Source organism: Kitasatospora sp. NPDC094019 (genome assembly GCF_044764505.1).
In the GTDB taxonomy this organism is placed as follows: domain Bacteria; phylum Actinomycetota; class Actinomycetes; order Streptomycetales; family Streptomycetaceae; genus Kitasatospora.
Genome location: NZ_JBIWIF010000015.1, coordinates 219360 through 221173, shown reverse-complemented (window position 1 = coordinate 221173; position 1814 = coordinate 219360). Strand labels below are relative to the sequence as shown.

At 67.0% G+C, this 1814-nt stretch carries 1 protein-coding gene; it reads left to right on the top strand.

Annotated elements, in window-relative coordinates:
- The first annotated feature begins 219 nt into the window (after window positions 1-219).
- Complete coding sequence (locus tag ACIQ9P_RS29300) at window positions 220-1668, top strand: glyceraldehyde-3-phosphate dehydrogenase (protein ID WP_402362529.1); 1449 nt, start codon at window positions 220-222, stop codon at window positions 1666-1668.
- Window positions 1669-1814: the final 146 nt, after the last annotated feature.

Genomic DNA, 1814 nt, shown 5'->3' with positions numbered 1-1814 from the left:
GCCGATGGTACTGCAGGGGGGACCCTGTGGGAGAGTAGGACGCCGCCGAACAATCATTGTGAAGAACCCCCGTCGGGAAACCGACGGGGGTTCTTTGCGTTCTGCCCTTTTTGTCACCCTGTGTGATTCTTGTCATGTGGGCCAGGGGGGACCCGTTTCGGCTGGTGGGGCGGGTCGCAGTTAGCATGTGAACACCCTCCTAGCTCGAAAGATGGACTTGTGACTGTCAACGACGACGTGTTCACGGACTGGAAGAACCGCGAGGAGATCGCGGAGTCGATGATTCCGATCATCGGCCGACTGCACCGGGAGCGGGACGTGACTGTCCTGCTGTACAGCCGCTCCCTGGTGAACAAGTCGGTGGTCAGCATCCTGAAGACCCACCGGTTCGCCCGCCAGATCGCCGGCGAGGAGCTCTCGGTCACCGAGACGCTGCCGTTCCTTCAGGCGCTGACGACCCTGGATCTCGGCCCCTCCCAGATCGACCTCGGCATGCTCGCCGCCACCTACCGCGCCGACAGCCGCGGTCTCTCGGTGGAGCAGTTCACCGCGGAGGCCGTCGTCGGCGCCACCGGTGCCAACAAGATCGAGCGCCGCGAGTCGCCGCGGGACGTCGTGCTCTACGGCTTCGGCCGCATCGGCCGTCTGGTCGCCCGGCTGCTGATCGAGAAGGCCGGCTCCGGCAACGGCCTCCGGCTGCGGGCCATCGTCGTCCGTGGCGGCGGGGACCAGGACATCGTGAAGCGCGCCTCGCTGCTTCGCCGTGACTCCATCCACGGGCAGTTCCAGGGCACGATCACGGTCGACGAGGCGAACAACACGATCGTCGCCAACGGCACCGCGATCAAGGTGATCTACGCCAACGACCCGTCCGAGATCGACTACACGGAGTACGGCATCCGCGATGCCATCCTGATCGACAACACGGGCAAGTGGCGGGACCGCGAGGGCCTGTCGGGCCACCTGCGTCCGGGCATCGAGAAGGTCGTCCTGACGGCCCCCGGCAAGGGCGACGTGCCCAACATCGTGCACGGCGTCAACCACGACACCATCAAGCCGGACGAGCAGATCCTCTCCTGCGCCTCCTGCACCACCAACGCGATCGTTCCGCCGCTGAAGGCGATGGACGACGAGTTCGGTGTGCTGCGCGGCCACGTGGAGACCGTTCACTCGTTCACCAACGACCAGAACCTGCTGGACAACTACCACAAGGCCGACCGTCGCGGCCGCTCGGCGCCGCTGAACATGGTGATCACCGAGACCGGTGCCGCCTCGGCCGTCGCCAAGGCGCTGCCGGACCTCAAGGCCAAGATTTCGGGCAGTTCGATCCGCGTCCCCGTGCCGGACGTCTCGATCGCCATCCTGAACCTCCAGCTGTCCCGCGAGACCAACCGCGAAGAGGTCCTGGACTACCTCCGCAACGTTTCGCTGACCTCGTCGCTGAAGCGCCAGATCGACTTCACCACCGCCCCCGACGCGGTGTCGAACGACTTCATCGGCTCGCGCCACGCGTCGATCGTCGACGCGGGTGCCACCAAGGTCGAGGGCGACAACGCGATTCTCTACCTGTGGTACGACAACGAGTTCGGCTACTCCTGCCAGGTGATCCGGGTCGTCCAGCACGTCTCGGGCGTCGAGTACCCGACCTACCCGGTTCCGGTGGTCTGATCCTGGCGGATCGGCGTCGGCGGGGCCCCTCGTAGGGGCGCGGACATGAACAGTGGGGGGGGGCCCCGGGGGGCGGGGGGGGGCCCCCCGGGCGGGGGGGGGGTGGTTGAGGTGGGTCGGGGCGCAGCGCGCGGCGGGGGGTTGTG